This window comes from Kineothrix sp. MSJ-39, assembly GCF_018917935.1.
Classification (GTDB): domain Bacteria; phylum Bacillota; class Clostridia; order Lachnospirales; family Lachnospiraceae; genus CAG-194.
Genome location: NZ_JAHLPN010000013.1, coordinates 1 through 20,878, shown reverse-complemented (window position 1 = coordinate 20,878; position 20,878 = coordinate 1). Strand labels below are relative to the sequence as shown.

19 protein-coding genes, 1 tRNA gene and 2 pseudogenes are annotated in these 20,878 nt (G+C 41.2%); 21 read left to right on the top strand and 1 reads right to left on the bottom strand.

Annotated elements, in window-relative coordinates:
- The first annotated feature begins 120 nt into the window (after nt 1-120).
- The 21 genes and pseudogenes from rny to KQI22_RS09180 all read left to right on the top strand — a co-directional run bounded on the left by rny (nt 121) and on the right by KQI22_RS09180 (nt 20,134).
- Nucleotides 121-1,677, top strand: coding sequence for a ribonuclease Y (rny, locus tag KQI22_RS09280; RefSeq protein WP_216551799.1), 1,557 nt, complete (start codon nt 121-123; stop codon nt 1,675-1,677).
- Nucleotides 1,678-2,087: 410 nt separating this feature from the next.
- A complete protein-coding gene (locus tag KQI22_RS09275; RefSeq protein WP_216551798.1) occupies nt 2,088-3,374 on the top strand; it encodes a PLP-dependent aminotransferase family protein in 1,287 nt (428 codons plus the stop codon).
- An 8-nt stretch (nt 3,375-3,382) separates the two neighbouring features.
- Nucleotides 3,383-3,925: an NUDIX hydrolase gene (locus KQI22_RS09270; RefSeq protein WP_216551797.1), complete on the top strand. Its 543-nt coding sequence runs from the start codon at nt 3,383-3,385 to the stop codon at nt 3,923-3,925.
- A 133-nt stretch (nt 3,926-4,058) separates the two neighbouring features.
- Nucleotides 4,059-4,628 carry a stage II sporulation protein M gene (locus tag KQI22_RS09265; protein WP_216551796.1) on the top strand — a complete coding sequence of 190 codons (570 nt, stop codon included), beginning with the start codon at nt 4,059-4,061 and terminating at the stop codon, nt 4,626-4,628.
- Between the two features lie 191 nt (nt 4,629-4,819).
- Nucleotides 4,820-5,704, top strand: a complete 885-nt coding sequence (gene xerD / locus KQI22_RS09260; protein WP_216551795.1) for a site-specific tyrosine recombinase XerD — start codon at nt 4,820-4,822, stop codon at nt 5,702-5,704.
- Nucleotides 5,705-5,768: 64 nt separating this feature from the next.
- Nucleotides 5,769-6,002: a PRC-barrel domain-containing protein gene (locus KQI22_RS09255; protein WP_253293587.1), complete on the top strand. Its 234-nt coding sequence runs from the start codon at nt 5,769-5,771 to the stop codon at nt 6,000-6,002.
- 60 nt (nt 6,003-6,062) lie between these two features.
- The gene (nrdR, locus tag KQI22_RS09250) at nt 6,063-6,512 is read left to right on the top strand and encodes a transcriptional regulator NrdR (RefSeq protein WP_022004714.1); all 450 of its coding nucleotides are present in this window, start codon (nt 6,063-6,065) and stop codon (nt 6,510-6,512) included.
- Between the two features lie 83 nt (nt 6,513-6,595).
- The gene (locus KQI22_RS09245; protein ID WP_216551793.1) at nt 6,596-6,979 is read left to right on the top strand and encodes a hypothetical protein; all 384 of its coding nucleotides are present in this window, start codon (nt 6,596-6,598) and stop codon (nt 6,977-6,979) included.
- A gap of 54 nt (nt 6,980-7,033) precedes the next feature.
- A complete protein-coding gene (locus KQI22_RS09240) occupies nt 7,034-7,552 on the top strand; it encodes a YqeG family HAD IIIA-type phosphatase (RefSeq protein WP_022004712.1) in 519 nt (172 codons plus the stop codon).
- Nucleotides 7,543-8,412 (top strand): shikimate dehydrogenase, encoded by an 870-nt coding sequence (aroE, locus tag KQI22_RS09235; RefSeq protein WP_216551792.1) that lies wholly within the window; start codon nt 7,543-7,545, stop codon nt 8,410-8,412. The genes KQI22_RS09240 and aroE overlap by 10 nt, the downstream gene beginning before the upstream one ends.
- The gene (locus KQI22_RS09230) at nt 8,405-8,926 is read left to right on the top strand and encodes a shikimate kinase (RefSeq protein WP_216551791.1); all 522 of its coding nucleotides are present in this window, start codon (nt 8,405-8,407) and stop codon (nt 8,924-8,926) included. Before aroE ends, KQI22_RS09230 begins: the two co-directional genes overlap by 8 nt.
- Nucleotides 8,907-9,341 carry a type II 3-dehydroquinate dehydratase gene (gene aroQ, locus KQI22_RS09225; RefSeq protein ID WP_216551790.1) on the top strand — a complete coding sequence of 145 codons (435 nt, stop codon included), beginning with the start codon at nt 8,907-8,909 and terminating at the stop codon, nt 9,339-9,341. Before KQI22_RS09230 ends, aroQ begins: the two co-directional genes overlap by 20 nt.
- 92 nt (nt 9,342-9,433) lie before the next feature.
- Nucleotides 9,434-9,504, top strand: a tRNA-Trp gene (locus KQI22_RS09220).
- A 140-nt stretch (nt 9,505-9,644) separates the two neighbouring features.
- The gene (locus KQI22_RS09215) at nt 9,645-11,051 is read left to right on the top strand and encodes an FAD-dependent oxidoreductase (RefSeq protein ID WP_330623325.1); all 1,407 of its coding nucleotides are present in this window, start codon (nt 9,645-9,647) and stop codon (nt 11,049-11,051) included.
- A 1-nt stretch (nt 11,052) separates the two neighbouring features.
- Nucleotides 11,053-12,123, top strand: a complete 1,071-nt coding sequence (locus KQI22_RS09210) for a peptidylprolyl isomerase (protein WP_216551788.1) — start codon at nt 11,053-11,055, stop codon at nt 12,121-12,123.
- A gap of 155 nt (nt 12,124-12,278) precedes the next feature.
- A complete protein-coding gene (gene htpG / locus KQI22_RS09205; RefSeq protein WP_216551787.1) occupies nt 12,279-14,369 on the top strand; it encodes a molecular chaperone HtpG in 2,091 nt (696 codons plus the stop codon).
- Nucleotides 14,370-14,604: 235 nt separating this feature from the next.
- A complete protein-coding gene (locus KQI22_RS09200) occupies nt 14,605-15,102 on the top strand; it encodes a hypothetical protein (RefSeq protein WP_253293586.1) in 498 nt (165 codons plus the stop codon).
- Between the two features lie 171 nt (nt 15,103-15,273).
- A complete protein-coding gene (locus KQI22_RS09195; protein WP_216551786.1) occupies nt 15,274-15,867 on the top strand; it encodes a class I SAM-dependent methyltransferase in 594 nt (197 codons plus the stop codon).
- Nucleotides 15,831-18,353 carry a DEAD/DEAH box helicase gene (locus KQI22_RS09190; RefSeq protein ID WP_216551785.1) on the top strand — a complete coding sequence of 841 codons (2,523 nt, stop codon included), beginning with the start codon at nt 15,831-15,833 and terminating at the stop codon, nt 18,351-18,353. The genes KQI22_RS09195 and KQI22_RS09190 overlap by 37 nt, the downstream gene beginning before the upstream one ends.
- A gap of 127 nt (nt 18,354-18,480) precedes the next feature.
- Nucleotides 18,481-18,828, top strand: a pseudogene (locus KQI22_RS14135) (arsenate reductase family protein).
- A gap of 82 nt (nt 18,829-18,910) precedes the next feature.
- Nucleotides 18,911-20,134: an ATP-binding protein gene (locus KQI22_RS09180; protein ID WP_216551784.1), complete on the top strand. Its 1,224-nt coding sequence runs from the start codon at nt 18,911-18,913 to the stop codon at nt 20,132-20,134.
- Between the two features lie 289 nt (nt 20,135-20,423).
- On the opposite strand, the pseudogene KQI22_RS09175 reads toward KQI22_RS09180, so the two are convergent.
- A pseudogene (locus KQI22_RS09175) lies at nt 20,424-20,702 on the bottom strand (ATP-binding protein); the annotation flags it as partial.
- Nucleotides 20,703-20,878 lie beyond the last annotated feature (176 nt).

Below are 20,878 nucleotides of genomic sequence, written 5' to 3'. Positions count from 1 at the left end.
ATAACATCTAATACAGTTTAAAATTGAAGTGTTGTAAAATTAGATATTAGGATGTCGTCTACATACATTCTATAGATAATATAAGTACAATGAAAAATGAATAAGGAGGTGCTCCTGTACATGCCGCCAATCGCAATTGCAGTTATAGCAGTAATTGTTGCTCTTGCCATTGCTATTCCGGTCACTGCGAAGATCGCGACTTCCAAATATCAGAAGGACGTAGAGAGCAAGCTTGGAAATGCAGATGAAAAGGCGCGTCAGATCATTGATGATGCGTTAAAGACTGCGGAAGCCAAGAAGCGTGAAAGTCTTCTGGAAGTAAAGGAAGAATCCATTCGTACAAAGAACGAGCTGGACAAAGAGATCAAAGACCGCAGAGCTGAGGTACAGCGTTATGAACGCCGCATCCAGCAGAAGGAAGAGAACATCGATAAGAAATCCGATGCGATCGAGAAGAAGGAAGCAAGCATTATCGCAAGAGAAGAGGAACTGGCAAAGCAGAAAAAAGAAATTGCCAGCTTGAACGAGCAAAGAGTACGGGAACTGGAACGAATCTCAGGATTGACCTCTGAACAGGCAAAAGAATATTTGTTGAAGATTGTTGAAGATGAAGTGAAACATGAAACTGCTGTCATGATCAAAGAAATGGAGAGCAGAGCCAAGGAAGAGGCTGACAAGAAGGCCAAAGAGTATGTGGTAAATGCAATCCAGAAATGTGCTGCAGATCATGTATCAGAGACAACTGTATCGGTTGTACAGTTGCCTAGCGATGAAATGAAAGGACGCATCATAGGTCGTGAGGGTAGAAATATCAGAACCCTCGAGACATTAACAGGCGTTGATCTGATCATCGATGACACACCGGAAGCTGTTGTATTATCCGGTTTTGATCCAATCAGACGTGAAGTTGCAAGGATCGCCCTTGAGAAACTGATCGTTGATGGTAGAATCCATCCGGCCAGAATTGAGGAAATGGTTGAAAAGGCACAGAAAGAAGTCGAAGTAATGATCAAGGAAGAAGGAGAAGCCGCTACACTGGAAGTTGGTGTGCATGGTATTCATCCGGAACTTGTCAGATTACTTGGAAAGATGAAGTTCAGAACCAGTTATGGTCAGAACGCCTTAAAACATTCTATCGAGGTAGCACAGTTATCAGGACTGCTTGCCGCTGAGATGGGCTTAGATATCCGCATGGCAAAGAGAGCGGGACTTCTGCATGATATCGGTAAAGCCGTCGATCATGAAAGAGAAGGCTCTCATATCCAGCTGGGTGCAGAATTATGTAGAAAATACAAAGAGTCTCCGATTGTTATAAATGCTGTTGAGTCTCATCATGGTGATGTAGAACCGCAGTCCTTGATTGCATGTATCGTTCAGGCAGCTGATACGATATCCGCAGCAAGACCTGGGGCACGTAGAGAGACTTTGGAGACGTATACGACCAGATTAAAACAATTAGAAGAAATAACCAACAATTTCAAAGGTGTAGACAAATCTTTTGCTATTCAGGCAGGTAGAGAGATTCGTGTAATGGTAGTTCCGGAACAGGTATCTGATACAGATATGGTACTTCTGGCAAGGAATATTTCAAAGCAGATTGAAGAAGAGCTTGAGTATCCGGGTCAGATCAAGGTAAATGTGATCAGAGAGTCTCGTGTAACAGATTATGCGAAATAACAAATGAAAATGGAAGGCAGTCGATCGTAAGATCGGCTGTCTTTTTTGCATAAGCTGCAGATCTAAGTCTTTTCATTTGGACAAAGCTGTGGTATACTACAAACAGCGTAAGCAATAAATTTGATTGATATGGAGTGATACGATGTTTATCCTATTAGCAGGTGGTTTACTGGTTATTATTATTGCAGTGATCGTAGCAGTTGTCAGTTCGGTAGTATCCGCAGTGGCAGCAAACGAAGATATTGAAGATTAAAGACAAAATTACCAAAACTTGATATCAAGTTTTGGTAATTTTTTTGCCTTTTTGAGAAATTATTCTTGTCATACGAATGGATCTGTAGTAAAATGGATAACCGTAGACAGAATTGTATACAATTATGCATGGATTCAAAGGAAGGAGCTTTATCACTATGAAATCGTACAAAGAATTAAGTCGTGATGAGTTATTGGAATTACAGGGTGCTCTCAATAAAGAGTACGCAGATGCGAAGAGTAAAGGACTGAGCCTGAATATGGCAAGAGGAAAACCGTCTCCTGAGCAGTTGGGATTTTCCATGGGCATTATGGATGTCCTGAATTCTTCTTCTGAGCTTGTTTCTGAGGATGGCACAGACTGCCGCAACTACGGTGTTCTGGATGGTATTCCGGAAGCAAAAAGACTTATGGCAGGTATGGTAGGCACAAAGAGCGAGAATATGATCGTATGTGGTAATGCAAGTCTTCCGATTATGTATGATACAGTTGCACGTTCTTATGCATTTGGTGTCTGTGGCAGTGAGCCATGGTGCAAGCAGGAGCATGTGAAGTTCCTTTGCCCGGTTCCGGGATATGACAGACACTTTGCGATCACAGAGCAGTTTGGCATTGAAATGATCAATATTCCGATGCATGAGGATGGACCGGATATGGATCTGGTAGAAAAATATGTAGAAAATGACAGCAGTGTAAAGGGCATCTGGTGTGTACCGAAATACTCCAATCCGGAAGGTGTCTGCTATTCCGATGAGGTTGTCAGAAGATTTGCTGCCCTGAAACCGGCTGCAGAGGACTTCCGTATTTACTGGGATAATGCATATGCCATGCATCATTTATATCCGGATCAGCCTGTTGAAATTCTGGATATCATCGAGGAATGCGAAAAGGCAGGACATCCTGATCTGGTATTTGAATTCTGCTCAACTTCTAAGGTAACATTCTCAGGTTCCGGCGTTGCAGCAGTTGCAACATCCGAGAAAAACCGTGAATGGTTTAAAAAGACAATGACGATCCAGACGATCGGTTATGATAAGATCAATCAGCTCAGACATGTGAAATATTTCGGCGATATCGAAGGCATGAAAGCACATATGGTAAAAATGGCAGACAGCCTCCGTCCGAAATTTGAGGCAGTACATGAAGTGCTGGAAGCAGAGCTTGGCGGACTGGAGATCGGTAAATGGACAGACCCGAAGGGTGGTTATTTCATTTCCTTCTATACATTACCGGGCTGTGCCAAGAAAGTAGCTGCTATGTGTAAGGATGCAGGTGTGACACTGACAGGTGCGGGTGCTACCTATCCATATAAGAAGGATCCGGAAGACAATAACATCCGTATTGCACCATCCTTCCCGACAGTAGATGAAATGAAGCTTGCAGCAAAGCTGTTCGCGCTCTGTGTGAAACTGGTCAGTGTTGAAAAATTACTGGAAGAAAAGTAGGAGCCAAAATGGATATCTATAAAAGACTGGATAGAAAACTTGTCCATAAAGGGAAGATCATAGATCTATATGAAGATACGGTTGCAATTCCCAACGGTAATGTAGCAAAATGGGATTTTATCGGGCATAAGGGTGCAGCGGCGGTTGTTCCCGTAACTGCGGACGGCAAGATCCTGATGGTACACCAGTACAGAAATGCACTGGACCGGGAAACACTGGAGATACCTGCAGGCGGCAGAGACGGTGTAGATGAGCCGTATATAGACTGCGCGGCAAGAGAACTGGAAGAGGAGACCGGCTATAAAACGGAAAAGGAAAATCTGGAATTTCTGATCTCACTTCGGACAACAGTGGCATTTTGTGATGAACGGATCGATGTATTTGTGGCAAAGGATCTAAAGCCAAGCCATCAGCATCTGGATGAAGATGAATTTATTGACGTGGAGGCTTTTACGATCGATGAGCTTCTGGAAATGATCTACAGCGGAAAGATGCAGGATGCCAAGACGATCTCATCCCTGCTGGCATATAAAGTAAAATATCAGGCATAACATCAAATAGAAACAGAAGAACAAGCTTCTGTTTCTATTTTTTTTGCTCTCTGCATATAATGCATAGAATCCATGAAAGCAGGAACAAGCTTTTGGATAATAACCTGCATGGCAAGGGAGGGGTGTCTGCGTATTGAATATCGGAAAGGTGCAGAAACAGGTCATACTGTTTCTGGCAGGCTTTGTACTGGGCGTTTTATATATTTATATGATCGGCTGTCAGGAAACGGATTTTCTGGGTATCCAGAGCCTGATGCAGATCTCGTTTCTGGAGATCGGTTATCGGGACTACTTTTGGTATCTGCTGAAACGAAGGGGCTTGCTGGGGATCGGCATTGCGCTGGTCGGCATGACAGCCGCAGGACAGTTGTTTCTTGCCGGCGTTGTGATGTATTTTGGGATGAGCATCGGCGGTATGCTGTCGGTTATGATCCTGCGCTATGGCTGGAAGGGCATTTTGCTGAGCCTGAGCTTTTGTCTGCCACAGGATCTGTTTTATGTGCCGGCGGGCAGTATGGGGATCAGCCTGCTGGCAGCTTGCGGCGGGCAGAAGAGTGACAGACTGCAGGTGTATCATACGGGAGAGAAAAAGAGAAACCGGGTCAAAAAGATTGTTACGGTGTTGGGGGTGACCATAATAGGGATCCTGGCAGAATGTTATGTAAATCCATTACTGGTCAAAACTGTTTTAAAAATCTTTTAGAAAAAATTTTACTAGATGTGGTAGGCTTGTAAAACACTAAAATCCACATGTTGCGATTTGCTTATTTTTCGCCGCTTTTTGGCAAAATAACGCACAAAATAGTGTTTGCTTTTCTCGGAATTTGCAATTATAATGAGATTTAACAGGCTTAAGATTACATAACTATGTATACAGGAAGGGTTACATTTCTTATGGAGAGGGAAGTTCAGGAGTATATTTCGTATTTACATAATGTAAAGCATACTTCAAACAACACGGAGATGTCTTATAAAAGAGATCTCTTAAAAGTATGTCATTTTATGCAGGAAAGAGGGATTACCAGTGTCGCAGCAGTAAAAGAGCAGGATCTGAAGGCATATATCCATGCGCTGGAGGAACAGAAGCTTGCGGCTGCAACCGTTTCCAGAAATATTGCTTCTATTAAGGCTTTCTTTTTGTACATGCTCTCCGAAGGAAAAATCCGGAATGATGTAGCACTTTGTTTAAAAGCACCTAAGATAGAGAAAAAAATGCCGGAGATCCTGACCATGGGTGAGGTAACGGCACTTCTTGACCAGGCAGACGGGGACAGCCCGAAGGAAATCCGGGATAAGGCAATGCTGGAGCTTTTGTATGCGACAGGCATCCGTGTGACAGAGCTGATTTCTTTGAAGGTTTCCGATGTGAATCTGCCGATGCATTTTATTATGTGCCGCGATCCGCATAAGGAACGCATGATCCCATTCGGGACGCAGGCGCATGATGCACTGGCGCGTTATCTGGGCGGCGTCAGGGATGAGATGGTGGAGGACAAGTCTTCCGAGATCTTATTTGCCAACTGCTCCGGAAAGCCGATGAGCAGACAGGGCTTCTGGAAGCTGATCAAGTTTTATGCCAAGAAAGCAGGTATTACGGCCGATATCACGCCGCACACGCTCCGCCATTCCTTTGCGGCGCATCTGGTAGAAAACGGCGCTGATTTAAAGAGCGTACAGGAAATGCTGGGACATTCCGATATTTCCACAACGCAGATCTATGCCAATATGAACCATAACCGGATCCGCGAGGTATATGCCAAGGCGCATCCGCGCGGCTGATGCCGGCAGCCAGATGCACAGAAACGGCAAAAAAGCATAGGCTATAAGAAAGAGAAAAAGAGGGATGCCTGTGCGGTTTTGTGAATTATGTGAGAAAGAAGTGATCAGCGTGCGTGACTGCAGGAAGCTGGGCAACGTATATGATCTTGAGTTTGATGCATGCTCCGGCTGTATCTGTAAGCTGATCGTAAGAGAACACAGCGGGCTTCTCGGCTTTTTGTGCTGCGGGGAAGAGACGACTGTTCCGTATTCCAAGATCAAACAGATCGGATCCGATATTATTCTGGTGGATCTGTAACAAATAAGTTGACATAAAATTTTTATGCCAGTATACTGAAAGAAAAGGGGGAGGCAGCTTATGAAATGCCCATTTTGCGGACACGAAAATACGAGAGTTATCGATTCAAGACCGGCGGATGAAAATAATTCCATTCGCAGAAGAAGAGTCTGTGATGAGTGTGAGAAGCGTTTCACAACGTATGAGAAGGTAGAAACGATCCCGCTGATCATCATTAAAAAGGACAATAACAGAGAAACCTATGATCGTTCCAAGATCGAAGCAGGTGTTTTGCGTGCCTGCCATAAAAGACCAATCAGTGCGGCGCAGATCACACAGCTTGTGGATGAAGTGGAAACAGAGATCTTCAACCGTGAAGAAAAGGAAGTGCCAAGTGCTGTGATCGGAGAACTGGTCATGGATAAGCTGAAAAATTTAGAGGCAGTTGCCTATGTGCGTTTCGCTTCTGTTTACCGTGAATTTAAAGACATCAATACCTTTATGGATGAACTGAAAAAGGTGCTTAAATAAGCTAAATATACAGCAGTTTATGCCGATATATAGGGTAGAAGAAATCTCATGGATGAATGAGAAGGAAAGGCAGGTGTGGACAGATGACGATTGACAGTGCTTATCAGTACGGCAGTTATTATCAGAATTACCGACCCGAGATCAAACAGGTTTCCGTCGATGAAGTCAAGCAGCAGGATAAACAGCAGATGCAGGCTGCGCAGGAAGACATCTCCACACTGCAGCAGGAATACAGACAGCAGGAGGACACAAGGAGCCGCAGCGCGGATCTGGAAAACATTTCGCTGACATTCCGCAAGAATGATACATATGACTACATCGGTAAGGATGCAAGCCTTGAAAATCTGGATATGATGAGTGCAATTTCCGATATGCAGAAGGATAAGGTTTTAGAGCAGTATCAGTATTTTGTAAAACCGAAGGATGTACTGCTTTCGGATGCAGATGGCACCGTGATCCAAAAATAAATGCAAATATAAATAAAAGACACCTTTCAAGGGTGTCTTTTTTAGGGAGAATTTATGCTGCAATGTTTTTACCCGGATTCCTATCAGGATTCCGCCTATTCCATTGATTATGAAAAACTGCGGATGCAGGGCTATGAAGCGATCATTTATGATATTGACAATACGCTTGTATGCCACGGTGCACCGGCAGATGAGAGAAGTATGGCATTGATCGAAAGGCTGAAAGGACTCGGCTTTTCCATTATGCTCCTTTCTAACAACAAGGAGCCGCGTGTCAAGAGCTTTAACGATCAGGTGCACGTCAGTTATATATATAAAGCAGGAAAACCGAATCCGAAAAATTATGAAGCTGCCATGGTCAGAATGGGCAGCAACCGAAAAAATACAGTTTTCATCGGCGATCAGATCTTTACAGATATCTGGGGCGCCAAAAAGGCGGGGATCTATTCGATCCTGGTAAAGCCGATCGATAAAAAGGAAGAAATACAGATCGTATTGAAACGATATCTGGAAAAACCGATCCTGTATTTTTATCAGAAGAAGGTACGAAAGGAAGAAAACGGATGCAGATAGATGGAAAAACGAAGACCTGCGGGCTGATCGGAGATCCGGTCGCCCATACATTATCGCCGGTGATCCATAATACACTGGCACAGACGCGCGGCGATGACCTTGTGTATGTTCCGCTGCGGGTAGAAGCTGAACATGTCCAAAAGGCAGTGGAAGGGGCGTATGCCCTGTCTCTTACGGGACTGAATGTGACCGTACCGCATAAAAGTGCTGTCATCCCTTATCTGGTGGATATCGATCCGCTGGCAGAAAAGATCGGTGCAGTCAATACACTGGTCAGACAGGAGGGCGGCTTTAAGGGCTATAATACCGATATGCCGGGGCTTCTGCGTGCCATGCAGTCAGAAGGTATCACAGTGAAGGAGCAGAGCGTTCTTCTGCTTGGTGCAGGCGGTGCAGCGAGAGCGGTAGCATTTCTCTGTATGAGTGAAGGCGCAAAGGAGATCCTTTTGTATAACAGAACTATGGAGAAAGCAGAGCGCGTGGCAAAAGAAGCTGAGGCTGCATTTGGCAGAAGCTGTATCCGGGTGATCTCCAAAGAAGAACTTTTGCAGCTTACCGGAAGTTATCTGGCGATCCAGTGTACAAGTGTTGGGCTGTATCCGAACGTGGATGATGTGATCGTGCAGGAGGATGCATTGTATGAGAAGATCCATACAGGCGTGGATCTCATTTACAGACCGTATGAAACGATGTTCATGAAGAAGGTAAAAGCACATGGCGGAAAGACGATGAACGGTCTGAAAATGCTGTTGTATCAGGGGATCATTGCTTATGAGCTGTGGAACAAATGTGAGGTGTCGGAAGAAACCGCTGCCCACATTTTACAAAAGATGAAGGAAGAGTTGGGAATCCATGAGTAATATTATTTTGATCGGCTATATGGGCTGTGGGAAGAGCACGATCGGGAAAAAGTTATCCTATGCTGTCAGAAAGCCGTATGTGGATACGGACAAGCTGATCGAGACAAAAGAAAAGAAGACGATCAGTACGATCTTCAGTGAGCAGGGAGAAGAGGCGTTCCGGGAAATGGAAACAGCATGCATCAAAAGCCTGTTTGCACAGAAGCAGGAGCATGTGATCGCGGTCGGCGGCGGACTTCCGCTGCGCAGCCAGAACAGAGCTCTTTTGAAAAAGCTCGGAACCGTTATATATCTGCGGGCAAAGCCGGAAACGATTTATGAAAGATTGAAAACTGATACGACAAGACCGCTTCTGCAGTGCGCGGACCCAAAGGAGAAGATCAGTCAGATGCTTTTGCAGCGGGCACCGGTTTATGAAGAAGCGGCGGCTTATGTCGTGGATGTGGATAATAAGAGCTTTGAACAGATCATAAAAGAAATTAAGGAGAAAACAGATGAAACTATTAGTCATTAACGGACCGAATCTGAACTTTCTTGGCATCAGAGAACCGGAAGTATACGGAACGGAAACCTATGCGGATCTTGTTGCCATGATCCAGAAAAAGGCAGAAGAAGTAAATTGTGAGATCGAGGTATTCCAGAGCAATCATGAAGGCGCGATCATTGACAGGATCCAGGCAGCGTACAGCGACGGGACACAGGGCATCGTGATCAATCCGGGCGCATTTACCCATTACAGTTATGCGATCCATGATGCATTGCAGTCGATCACAACGATGCCAAAGGTGGAGATCCACATTTCGGATATCACCAAAAGAGAGGGCTTCCGGGCTGTTTCCGTGACAAAACCGGCATGTGACGATCAGATTTACGGCAAAGGATTTGCAGGCTATCTGCTGGCAATTGACAGAGTCCTTGCACTTGTGTAAAGTTTTGTAAAATTATGCTTGCATTTTGAAATAGTAGTATGGTATAATCATTTTCGGCGGTTGAAATAGACCGCCGAAAAGAAACTACATATAGGGGAATAGTACAGCGGTAGTGCGGCGGTCTCCAAAACCGTTAACGGGGGTTCGATTCCCTCTTCCCCTGCTACATAGGACAACTACTTAAGATTCGTCTTAAGTAGTTGTTTTACTGTGCGGATAGATCGATATCTATTGTCAATCCATGGAAAATACAGTAAAATAGAAGTCCAGGGGTTAGTAATAAAACAGAATGGAGAGATGAATATGGCAAAAAAGTATGACGTGATCATTATCGGTGCAGGACCGGGTGGTATTTTCTGCGCTTATGAACTGATGGAAAAGAAACCGGATTTAAAGGTTTTGATGATAGAAAAAGGACGCAGCATTGAAAAGAGAACATGCCCGAAGCGTGTGACAAAGCAGTGTGTAGGCTGTAAGCCATGCTCTATTACAACAGGCTTTGCGGGAGCAGGGGCATTCTCAGACGGTAAGCTTTCGCTTTCTCCTGATGTAGGCGGTAACCTGCCTGAGATTTTAGGCTATGATGAGACAGTCAAGCTGATCCATGAATCAGATAATATTTATCTGAAGTTTGGAGCGGACAAAAATGTATATGGTATCGACAAGGAAAAGGAGATCCGCGAGATCCGCCGGAAAGCGATCAATGCCAACTTAAAGCTGGTAGAATGTCCGATCCGCCATCTGGGAACGGAAGAAGGCTACAAGATCTACGGTAAGCTGCAGAAGCATTTAGAGGACTGCGGCGTAGAACTGTTATTCAATACGATGGTAGAAAAGATCATCGTGGAAGATGGCAGAGCTGTCGGCGTGACAACAGATAAGGGCGAGACCTATCTGGCAGATGAGATCGTATCTGCAGTCGGCAGAGAAGGTGCTGACTGGTTTAAAGATAAATGTGAAGAGGTTGGCATCGAGACAACACCGGGTACAGTCGATATCGGTGTCCGTGTTGAGGTTCGTGATGAAGTCATGCAGTTTTTAAATGAGAACCTGTATGAAGCAAAGCTGATCTACCATACGCCTACTTTTGATGATAAGGTACGTACTTTCTGTACCAATCCATCCGGCGAGGTTGCAACGGAATATTATGAAAACGGACTTGCCGTAGTAAACGGTCATGCTTATAAATCAAAAGAGTATAAAACAAACAATACAAACTTTGCGATTCTGGTATCCAAGAACTTTACAAAACCGTTTAAGACACCGATCGAATACGGTAAGCATATTGCACAGCTTTCCAATATGCTGTGCGGCGGCAAAATCTTAGTACAGACCTTCGGCGATTTCAAGCGCGGCAGAAGAACAACAGAAGAACGTCTTTGCAGACGTAATCTGATGCCGACTTTAAAGGATGCGGTTCCGGGCGATCTTTCCCTTGTATTCCCACATCGTATCATGGTGGATATCGAGGAAATGATCATGGCACTTGACAAGGTCACACCGGGTATTGCGGCAGATGAAACACTGCTGTACGGCGTAGAAGTAAAATTCTATTCCAATAAGGTAGTTGTCAATAAAGATTTTGAAACAAGTGTGGCAGGACTGCGTGCCATCGGAGACGGTGCGGGTGTAACGCGTGGCCTGCAGCAGGCTTCCGCAAACGGTATCAGCGTAGCAAGAAGTATCCTGCGCAAGATGGATGAAAACTAATATGCAGAAAAGCAATCGATGTCGTAAACCATGGCTTTTACTGGTGCTTGTTCTTTTGTTCCTGCTGACTGCCTGCGGAAAGAAGCAGGGAGACGGCAAGACAAAAATTGTACTGACAACGGGCTTTTCCGAAAATGAGGTTTTTAAGATCGGGAGCAGCAGTTGTGACAGGTCAGAGGTCATGGTATATCTGACGAATATGCAGAACCAGTATGAGGCGGTATACGGCGATCAGATCTGGAGCCGTAGTATAGACGGCGAGACACTGGAGGATAAGGTCAAAAATGTAGTGCTGGCACGTCTGGCACAGATCAAGACCATGAATCTTCTGGCAGAGAGCAGGCAGGTAACGCTCTCCGAGGAAGAAGAGGCAGCGGTGCTTTCCGCGGCAGAGACATATTTTTCTTCCCTGAATGATACAGAAGTGGAAAAGCTCGGGCTGACTGAGAAAAAAACACAGGATATGTACCGGGAATATGCGCTTGCCAATAAGATTTATGATCTGATCATTCAGGATACCAATCCGGAGATCAGCGATGATGAAGCAAGAACAGTGACACTGGAGCAGATCATGATCAAGACCTATTCTCAGGATGGCGACGGTAACAGAACGCCTTATACAGATGCAAGTAAGGCACTCGCAAAGCAGCGTGCGGAAAACATCCTGCGTAAGCTGCAGAGCGGGGAAGATTTTGATACACTGGCGCAGACCTACAATGAAGAAAGTTCGATCACGGTTTCTTTTGGAAAAGGCGAAAAGCCCAAGGCACTTGAAGATGCAGCCTTTGATCTGGGAAACGGAGAGATCAGTTCCCTGATCGAAACAGATGACGGATATTATATCCTGAAATGTATTTCGACACTTGACAGAGAGCAGACAGATGCCAATAAGCAGAAGATCATGGAAAAGAGAAAGGAAGAAGCGTTCTCGCAGATTTATGATGAATTTCTGCAGACACAGATCCGGAATCTGAATGAAAAGCTCTGGAAGAATATCTCCTTTATCCATGATGAGGCAGTGACAACCAAGACATTTTTTGATGTCTATAATGAAAAACTGGGCAGTTTATAAAAGTTTTAGAAATGCGCAAATGCCCATATAATCAGTATTACAGCAGATTATTAGCACTCATTTAAAATGAGTGCTAATTTTTTCTTGACTTTTAAATGAGGGAGGACTACACTGGATAACAGGGAAAACTGAAGTAAGAAAGGAATGTGATAGTTATGGCACAGACACATGGTTCACTGTCTATCAACAGTGATAATATTTTTCCTATTATTAAGAAATGGCTTTATTCCGATCATGATATTTTTTATCGTGAGCTCATTTCAAACGGTTGTGATGCGATCACAAAACTGAAAAAGCTGGAAATGATGGGAGAGTACGAGCTTCCGGAAGGATATAAGGATCAGATCAAGGTTGTACTCGATCCAAAGGCAAAAACGATCCAGATCATTGATAACGGTCTTGGTATGACAGAAGATGAGGTAGATGAATACATCAACCAGATTGCCTTTTCCGGTGCGACTGATTTCATAGAAAAGTATAAAGACAAGACAAATGAGGATCAGATCATCGGTCATTTCGGACTTGGTTTCTATTCCGCATTTATGGTATCCGATAAGGTAACGATCGATACACTGTCTTATAAGAAAGATGCAAAGCCGGTTCACTGGGAATGTGACGGTGGCAGCGAATTCGATATGGAAGACGGCGACTGGGATCAGGTCGGTACAAAGATCACACTGTATCTGAATGAGGACTGCCTGGAATTCTGTAATGAATACAAGGCAAAAGAAGTCATTAAGAAATACTGTTCTTTCATGCCAACAGAAATTTATGTCAGCAAGGCAGAAGAAACAGAAGTACAGATCATCAAACCGGAAGAAAAACTGGACACTGATGAAGTTGTAGAAGAGTTTGAAGATGAAGTAAAGACACCGGCAAAGGACGGCGAGCCTGAAAAGACAGAAAAGGTGAAAAAGCTCCGTATCAAAAAACGTCCGGAACTGATGAATGATACACATCCACTTTGGACAAAGCATCCAAATGAATGCACCAGAGAAGAATATATTGACTTCTACCGCAAGGTATTCAAGGATTATAAGGAGCCATTATTCTGGATCCATCTGAATATGGATTATCCGTTTAACCTGAAAGGTATTTTATACTTCCCGAAGATCAACATGGAATATGAATCAATCGAGGGAACGATCAAACTGTACAATAATCAGGTATTTATCGCAGATAATATCAAGGAAGTCATTCCGGAATTTCTGATGCTCTTGAAGGGTGTTATCGACTGTCCGGATCTGCCGCTGAACGTATCCCGTTCCGCACTGCAGAATGACGGATTTGTCAAGAAAATCTCAGAGTACATTGCCAAGAAGGTGGCAGACAAGCTTTCCGGTATGTGCAAGACCGATAAAGAAGAGTACGAGAAATACTGGGACGATATCAGCCCATTCATTAAATTCGGCTGCTTAAAGGATGACAAGTTCTGTGAAAAGATGAACGATTATATCCTGTTCAAGAATTTGGACGGCAATTATGAGACATTACCGGAATGCTTAGAGACAAAGCCGATTGACAGCGAAGAAGAAAAGGCAACGGATGAGAATGGCAATCAGGTAGAAGCTGAAGTCGTAGATGCAGACGCAGACGCAGATGCTGAAAAGACAGAGGATGAAGAACCGAAAGAGAAGATCATCTACTATGTAACGGATGAACAGCAGCAGAGCCAGTACATCAATATGTTCAAACAGGCAAAGATGGATGCAGTCATTTTGACACACAGCATTGATCAGCCGTTTGTATCACAGCTGGAAAGCAAGAATCCGAATGTGAAATTCAAGAGAATCGATGCAGACCTGACAGATTCCTTCAAGGCTAAGACTTCCAAGAAGGCACAGAAGGAACTGGATGAAGCTGCAGAAGAGATCGAAAAGGCAATGAAGAAGGCACTCAAGAGAGAAAACCTGACAGTTAAGCTGGATAAGCTGAAAAACAAGAAGGTTGCCTCCATGCTTACGATTTCCGAAGAAACAAGACGTATGCAGGATATGATGAAGATGTACGGCGGTGGCATGATGCCTGGCTTTGGTTCCGAAGACGGTGCAACACTTGTACTGAATGCAAATCATCCGCTGGTACAGTATATCATGGAGCATAAGGATGGCGAGAATGTCATGCTGATGTGTGAACAGCTTTACGATCTGGCAGTGCTGCAGAATGCACCGCTTTCACCGGAAGCTATGACGAAGTTCATTGCACGTTCCAATGATATTATGCTGCTGCTGACAAAAGAGCAGTAAGAGATATCATAAAAAGAATATAGAGATTTAGAGAGATAAAAACAAGAAACGACTATAAACGCAATCACGTTTGCGATTATAGGCGTTTCTTGTTTTTTGCCTGAAATCTATGGAAGTCCTTTTTATTGGACATATAGTGCGTGTATAATAGGGGTGTGAGACCTGAGGAGGAGCTTAGGAGGAACTAAGAGATAAACTCTTACTGTTTTTTAATTTTTTAAGGAGGTTGATTCATATGAAGAAGAATTCATTGGGACAGGGACTGGCAATATTCTTTGTAGTAGCAGGTATTTTGTATGTGATTGGTTCAATAGGAGTGTCAAGAGAACCTAAGTGCATTGAGGCAGGATGCGATAATAAACAGGCAAATGGAAGCAGTTATTGTTATTTGCATAAACCGTATACGGGAAGTAGCAGTGTTACATCTACGTCAAGCAGCAGTTCATCATATAGCGATAAAGCATCATCAGGCAGTACTTCACAGAGCAGTACAAGCAACTGGGGTTCAAGCAGCAGTAACTACAACAGCAAATCGTATACAAACGATAAAACTTCTTATAGCAGTGATACCAAGAAAGGGACTACAACAAAGAAGAGCACATATAGTTCTTATGATGATGGCTATGATGATATCTATATGGATGGTGATTATGACTATGACAGATATGAAAGAGATTGTGATTATGCAGATGGCGTAGATGATGCAATGGATGAAGATGAAGAAGATTGGTAAAGCGGGAGGAATTACTATGGATAAAGTACAGGTAAAGGTAAAAGGAAAAGCTATATTTATTGTTGATGGGTGGAGTGTGTGCAAGGTTGTTGAAAGTATAGCTGAAATTAGAGTATTATGATACACTTTAATTGATTATTGACATTCTGGTAGAGATATCCGGAGGTAATTATGGTAAATAAGACGTTAAATTATTACAACCAAAATGCAGATTCATTTATTGAAGGAACAGTTACGGTAAATTTTAAAGAAGTACAGGATAAGTTTCTTCAGCTGTTATCTGGAAAAAAGATTCTTGATTTTGGTTGCGGATCCGGAAGAGACACTCTGTATTTCCTAAAGTCTGGATTTGATGTTACAGCAACAGATGGATCGGGAGAACTTTGTAAATATGCAAGTGAATATACAGGGATTAAGGTAAAGCAGATGTTGTTTCAAGATTTAGATGATGTAGATTACTATGATGGAATATGGGCTTGTTCGTCTATTCTTCATCTACCGAAAGATGAATTAAGAATAGTAATGAATAAGATGAGTAGGGCTTTAAAATCAGATGGAATTATATATACATCATTCAAATATGGAAATTTTGAGGGAGAAAGAAACGGAAGATTTTTCACTGATTTTACGATAGATGAGTTCACTGACTTTGTAAAAGATGTGAAGGAAATGGCGATAGAGGAATACTGGATTACTGGAGATGTAAGACCGGGAAGGGAAGATGAAAAGTGGCTAAATTTAATTCTACGAAAGATAGCTTTTTAGTTCAATATCCGGATTTTTCTTTGAGAGAACAGGTGAAATATCCGAATGGTGGGCAGTCGAGGTTTTATGATAATGGTACAGATATGGTTATTATTGATGAAGATATTTGTATGCATGATCCGGAAAAACCGATTTTCTCGTACATGTTAATTACGGATAAGCAGAACAATTATATGCATCAGTTTAAAAGAGTTTTCCGTTTTTTAGGTTATACACATGCTGAAGTTGAGCAATATCTTTCAAAAGAAGAAATTGCACTATCAGGGGATTATCTGGTTACTGTTGGTGATAGGGGAGAACAGTTAGATGTTTCACCGTTGGAACTTCATTTTGAGAAAAATTTTTCAAATGCATATGGAATGAATGCTTTAAAATATTTATCACGAGAATATAGTATTTGTGATGAATGTGGAAAGAATTATTTTCTTGATTATTTAGTAAGAACCAGAAATGGAAAATATGCCGTTGAAGAAAATGGAGTTACCTATCATCATCCACAAATCATTGGAGAAGAAAAATATAGAAATCAGTTAAAAAAGCAGAATACTTGTACATTGTGGGGAATAAAGCTGTTTCGATTTTCTACAGAAGATTGTGCTTTTGAGAACCGTATTGAAGATGATATTAAGCAATACTTTGGAAATGACACTTCCGAGTTTGTGAATGATGGAATAAAAATAGATAGAAAAGTTGCGCTATACGAACATCAAACTGTAAGCTTGCAAGAAATCAGAAAACGAAGAGAGGCTGGAATAAAAGCCTTTTTAATTGTATTGCCTACTGCGGCTGGTAAATCAAAAATAGTGGAGGAAGACTTACGAGAATATGCAGGAAAGAAACAAAATTTTAAAGGTTTGATTCTGGTGCCGGGGGTTAATATTCTTTTGGACTGGGAAGAAAGAATAAAAAAATCCTTACCGGAGTTAAAAGATAAAATTGAGATAAAGACATATGCATATATGATGAGGCATTATACTGATGTACAGCCAGATTATTATGATTATCTTGTAGTAGATGAAGCACATCATGCAGTAGCCCCTGTATTAAAGCGGGTTATTCAATATTTTAACACAGGATTTACCATTGGGCTTACGGCTACGGATCAACGACCTGATAAGAAAAAATTGGAGACAGTTTTTGGTACGTATTCTACTTCTTTATCTTTAAAGGAAGCAATGGAGAAGGAAATAGTTGCAAAAGCAAATGTATACAGAATAGAAACTAATATTGATCTCTCACAAGTTCGATTTAATGGTAAGGATTATGTGAATGCTGATCTTGAAAAGAGAATAAGAGTTACATCAAGAAATGAATTAATAGTCAATGTCCTTGAAGAGTATTTTACATCAGGAGAAGCGGGGTTACGACAAGGTGTTATTTTTTGCGTGAATGTTAATCATGCCAATGAGATGGCGAAATTGCTTAACAGTGCTGGAATTACATCTGCCAGTTATACCGGACAGACAAAGAATCCGATAGGACTGATGGAGAGATTTAAACAGAAGAAAATCAGGTTTTTATGCACTTGCAATATGATTTCAGAAGGATGGGATTATCCGGAACTGGGAATCTTGGTTATGGCCAGACCTACATTGTCAAAGGTACTTTATTTGCAGCAGATAGGAAGGGGGCTGCGAAAAACCGACGTAAAGAAAAATGTCATTATAATTGATGTCGTTGATGAGTACGGTGCGATGATAAAGGCTTGTAATATGCATTCCATATTTGCTAATCCGTATTATGTTCCTTTTGGAGATATTACAAGAACGGATTATACACTCGGAGATATGATTGTTATTGATGGAATAGAAGAAAAGATTGAGCGTATTACAGAGGTCGATGTCAATTCATTTGAGGACAAGTATGGCAGCTATTTAAGTCAGGAACAGGTAGCCAGAGAATATTTTGTCAGTACAGGTACTATAACCAGTTGGATCAAAAAGAAGAAGATGGTGCCTACTGTAGAATATAGATTCGGAAGTAAATCATTGTATCTATTTAGTCCGGAGGACGTAGAGAAGTATCGGAAAGAGTTGGATATAAAAGAGCATAATGACAGCACTATTAAACAAGATTTTTTTGATTTTTTAGAGGAAAGAGATTATTCCCTGTCCTATAAGATGCCGTTTATGCTGGCGGTTATTAAATATATTAATTCTATCGGAGATGCAAAAATAGATGATGTTTTAGATGATTATATTGCATTTTATCAGGATAGAATAAGGCGGGGGCTTCAGGTAGATCGAAGTACCTGCCCGTATAATGAAAAAATGCTTAAGGATCGAAAAGCAATTTGCAGGAATATGCTTACCAATCCATTTGAAAAATTTGAGCGAAAAAGATTTCTCTATTATTCGAAGGATTTAAGTGTGATTGCGATGAATCATGCTTTGTATAGTCAGATGGGAAAAGAAGATTGGGACAAAGTAAAAATACAACTTCAAGAAGATTTGAAGAATTATTATTCTGAAATGGGTGGTATTTAAGGAAGGTATATGGGCAAATAGATAAGGAATAATATAGACTGTGGAGATTTAGGTAGCGAAATCTTTTGATGGTAGGCAAGTAAGTTTTAAGGACCATTCTACAGGTAGTATAGAGAGGAAAATTGAAATGAATATACAGATATTTGGAACAAAGAAATGCAACGATACAAAGAAAGCAGAACGTTTCTTCAAGGAGCGTGGCATAAAGTATCAGTTTATTGATATGAAAGAAAAAGGCATGAGCAAGGGGAATTTAATTCAGTAGCTCAGGAAAATGGTGGATTAGAGAATATGATTAACTGGGATGGGAAAGACAAGGATTTACTTGCTCTTATTAAGTATATTACAGATGAAGATAAGCTTGAAAAGGTACTTGAGAGTCTACAGATAATTAAAACACTAGTAGTAAGAAATAAATGGAAAGCAATCTACACTTGGATATCAGCCTGATGTATGGAAGGGATGGAATTTATGATTAAATAAATATGTGCCACAAATCTTGAAAAATTTTAAATTTGTGGCATAATAATAGCAATCTATTTTAGGAGTAAATGCGTATGTATATTAAACGTGAAAGATATTTACAAAAAATTCGTCCGTATTACGATGTTGATCTGATAAAAGTTTTAACAGGCGTAAGACGTTGTGGTAAATCTATTCTGCTTGAGCAGATTGAAGAAGAGTTTGTTTCAAATGGTTTTGATAAGACACATATTATACGGATTAATTTTGAAGATTTACAGTTTGAAAAAATCCGTACATCTGAAAAACTGAATAACTATATAATAAAACAAATCAAGGATAAAGATAAATATTTAATATTCCTTGATGAAATTCAGCATGTGAGAAGTTTTGAAAAGGTATTGGCTTCTTTGAGGGCTACAATTAATTGTGATATTTTTATTACAGGCAGTAATTCTAAACTGTTGTCAGGAAAGATGGCAACACTTTTGGTGGGGCGGTGTGTTGAATTTAGGATAATGCCATTTTCTTTTGCGGAAAGTTATGAATATATTAAAATAATTGGAAAAAATCAGACACCCGATGAATTTATTATTGATTATATCAATTGGGGTGGATTCCCATTGAGATTTTCATTTTCTAAAGAAAGTGATATTAAGAGATATCTTGAACAAACATATTTTGGCATCCTTGATAAAGATATCATAACTGATAGATCAAAAATAAATAGGCAGAATTTTGAAAAGATAGCAGGGTATATTATGGCAAATGCTGGAAAAGAATTTTCAAGTAAAAATATAGAAAACTATTTTGAAAATCAAAATGGAGAAAGTCTAGACCGTAAAACAATATACAGATATCTTGACAAGATGGACAAAGCGTGCCTGATAGATCGAGTGAAAAGATTCAATATTGTGGGAAAGCAAGCAATGTCATATATTGAAAAACAGTACGCTGTTGATACAGGTTTTCGTATGATAAATACAAATTTGGTAAATTTTGAAGATACTTTTTTCTTAGAGAATATCATTTATAATGAACTGGTTTCAAGGGATTATGAGGTATTTACAGGAAAAACATACAAGGGTGAAATTGATTTTGTTGTTATTGATGGTCGTAAAAAATGTTTTATTCAAGTTGCATATTATCTTGGAAGCAGAGAAACGATTGAACGAGAGTTTGGAGCATTTAAGCCTATAAGCGATGCAGCTCCTAAGTATGTATTTTCATTAGATAGATTCGATTATTCTAGAGATGGAATTTCTCATATAAATATTGTTGATTTTCTATTGGGAAAAGTAAATATTAGTGTAAGTTAGTGCCACAAATTAATAAAAATTTTAAAATTGTGTCACTAAAATAAAAATATTTTTACCAATCATGGTAAAAGTGTTTTTTGTCTCTTACTTGAGTGATTGCGATTATAGTCGTTTCCTGTTTTTGTGTATTTATATTTTTCATGATACAATAATGAAATTGTGACAACACTGGTGGCACAAGAGTGTGTGAATAAAACTCTGTAAATGTGAATATTCTTGTGCGGTAACACCGCCAGTCCGGCAGACGGGAAACCGTCTGTCCGGGCTGGTGGGAACCGCTTATGCGAGTTTACTCGCGTAATGTCTTGGCTAATCCATAAACCTCACGCATTGAGATGTCATGTTCAGCATCAATACTTGTAATGTTAATGCGATAACTGTCATGAGCAATACGGTCAATGATTGCATCTGCCAGAGGACTGGCATCACCACCCAGTTGATCGTACCACTCCTCGAACTCATACTGGGAACAGAAAATCGTTGAAGATTTCTTGCGTCTACGATGGAGTAGCTCGAATATATCTCTTTGCTCTGATTCCGTTGGTTTCAATAGAAGCCATTCATCCAGAGTGTGTGAATAAAACTCTGTAAATGTAATCTTCTATGATAATGATTGGGCTGAAGGCTCTCAAATGAGCATTCAGCCCTTGCTTTATATATAACAGTGTCGATTCGAGCATGTCAAGAGCAGGCGAAAATTTCCGCCTGTAAAACAAGCTTTAAAGTTACTATTCGGGCAATCGG